The following is a 2,630-nucleotide window of genomic DNA, read 5'->3' on the forward strand; positions in this document are numbered from 1 at the left end:
ACGAGTTGCTCATCGGCGTTGTCGACCGGAGCTTCAAGAGCAGCGCCCGCACTTATGGCGCGCGCCGCGTCTGGCACGATGTCCTGGCCGAGGGCCTGGCCTGTGGCCTGCATCGTATAGAGAGGCTCATGTGCGCGAGAACGGGCTACGGGCACGTCCCCGACGCCGCGGGTTGCCGAAAGACATTGGGGAGCTAGCCGCCGTGTCGGGCAACCTCCTCAACCGCGCCTTCGAGGCGTCGGCGCCAAATCAGAAGTGGATCGCCGACTTCACCTCCATCTGGACCGCCGAAGGATGGCTCTACGTTGCCGCCGTCGTTGATTTGTTCTCCAGGCGCGTCGTCGGCTGGGCGATGAAGGGGGAGATGACGGCGCAGCTCGTCACGGACGCACTCCTCATGGCGATTTGGCGTCGAGGTAAGCCGGACAGCCTGCTCCACCATAGTGACCATTGCAGCCAATACACGAGCGAGCAGTTCCAGCGCCTGATGGCCGACCATAGCATAACCTGCTCGATGAGCCGGTCGGGAAACGTCTGGAATAATGCGGCAATGGAAAGCTTCTTCTCGTCGATGAAAACCGAGCGGACAGCCAGAAAGGTCTACAGGACGAGGGACGATGCCAGGGCAGATGTGTTCGACTACATCGAGCGCTTCTACAACCCTCGGCGACGGCACTCGACGCTGGGCTATTTGAGCCTTGTCGAGTTCGAGGAGCGAGCTATGCTAGCGTAACCGCGTGTCCGAAAAACCGGCAGTAGGCCAGTGGAAGTCATGAAGGCGCAGGCTACCATCAACAGCTACCGTCGGCTATCGTGAGTATCAGATGAGGGCTTAGTCGCGTATCTTTTCAGAAAAGGCAATCAGTTGGTTCCAGGCTTCGCAGGCGTCATCGACGATCGACCCATAGGTTTAGAAGTCCCGATTGGAAGTAAGTTCTGACGCAAGTACTGCCAGTTATTTTCGGCAGTGACTCCGGGGGTTCGGGACGGCAGTAGATCAACGCATTGTTGTGCAGAACAACGGGGTTGCAGGTTGTGTGTCAGCTGGCGAGGTTAAGCGGAAAGGTTGCGTGCGAGTGGCGGGCGATATTGCGGCTGTTTCCCCAAGTTGGTGATTCATGGCTTCAGTGTCAGCAATGGCAGTCGCGCCAGCATCGATGCCGTGGTCGCGGTCGCCATCTTGCGATCGCTACGCCGGCAACTAACAGCTTCTCCTTTCAAGTAGGGACCCAGCTAAAGCAGGTCCCCAGGGGAAGCGAAGTGTCAGTGTTATCGCGCTCCACCCCGCGCTGCGGATACGCGGGCCCTAGGTTTAACCTAGTGTTGCGATCCGAACGAAGCATACTACTTCCATCCCCTGATTGTGAAGGAAATGAGTTAAATGCGTGGTCTGCTCAAAAGTCTTGCCCTGAAGTCCATTCCTCCGCTGGAAAAAATGTACCGCCAGAGAGAAGAATTGATAAAGCAGGTGCAAACACTAACATATCAGCTGCAATCAAGAGAAGAGCGCGTTTCTGCGCCAAACAGTACACAGGAAATTTCTCTCCCACCCGTTTATCAGTACGATAGCGACTGGCTAAGAGTTTGGGGAAAAAACCTTAGTTCTCTAAATAATCCCCGCTTCGTAGAGGCGTACACAAAGGGTGCCGACCCCGGGGTGAATATCGCATTCCGAGCGTATATATGCTGTTGGGCCGCCGAACATGCGCTGATGTTGCCGGGAGATTTCGTTGAGTGCGGAGTGAATGAAGGGTGGATATCCAGAACGATCTGTCACTACCTCGATCTTAACAAAACGGACAAGAACTTCTACCTCTTTGATACCTACGCAGGCATACCTCCTGATCAAATTAGTGAAAACGAGGCTGAGAGGGCCGCCCTACACAATTACACTGAATGCTACGAATTGGCGAAATCATATTTCGCGCCATTCCGTCTGGCCCACTTGGTCCGTGGCAAAGTGCCAGACACTCTGACTGATGTTCTGATAGAAAAAGTCTCATATCTTTCTATTGATATGAACATCGAAAAGCCTGAGCGGGCAGCAATCGAGTTTTTTTGGCCAAAACTTTCCCAAGGAGCTATTGTTATACTTGATGACTACGGATTTGAAGGATATGAGCGTCAGCATGAATCAATGGATGAATTTGCAGAATCAGTCGGCACGCCGATACTGACATTGCCGACTGGGCAGGGGCTGATGCTCAAGCGATAGAGGATCAACAACCGGCATTGCACGCCTTTGGTGGGCATCCGGAGACCCGGAATCAAACTGGATTGCTGTCAGCAATCGTTCCGACCACAGCGTCTATGTCTACGCAAACACGACGGAACTCTCCCACTCCTCTGTTCCAGGCGATGCTACGAGGCATGCTCTATCCGCACGGTCTGAGATTTTCCGCCGACGGAAAATCGTTGTTCATGGCAGCAGGCCAGCCGGAGCTCCTTTTGTCTTTGTCTATCATTGCACCCAACAAGAATGGCGTAGTGACTACTACCCGTTGACAAAACTGCGCGTGATGTCTGACGAAGCCTACAATCGTGGTCGCAAAAATCCGCAGGAGGGCGGACCGAAAGGACTGGATCTATCTTCAGACGGAGCGATCCTCGTTGTTACCTGTGAAGAAGAA

General features: G+C 54.1%; 1 protein-coding gene and 1 pseudogene. Both read left to right on the plus strand.

All coding sequences use genetic code 11. The annotated features are described in order from the left end of the window. Positions 1-733, plus strand: a pseudogene (locus tag AC6T8Q_RS11160) (IS3 family transposase); the annotation flags it as partial. Positions 734-1,381: 648 nt separating this feature from the next. After that, a complete protein-coding gene (locus AC6T8Q_RS11165; RefSeq protein ID WP_500679152.1) occupies positions 1,382-2,215 on the plus strand; it encodes a TylF/MycF/NovP-related O-methyltransferase in 834 nt (277 codons plus the stop codon). Positions 2,216-2,630 lie beyond the last annotated feature (415 nt).

Source organism: Bythopirellula sp. (assembly GCF_041737835.1).
Taxonomy (GTDB): domain Bacteria; phylum Planctomycetota; class Planctomycetia; order Pirellulales; family Lacipirellulaceae; genus Bythopirellula.

Bases quoted from the DNA above. Each gene is read 5' to 3' on its own strand.
- AC6T8Q_RS11165 (WP_500679152.1), top strand. From the start codon at position 1,382: ATGCGTGGTCTGCTCAAAAGTCTTGCCCTGAAGTCCATTCCTCCGCTG.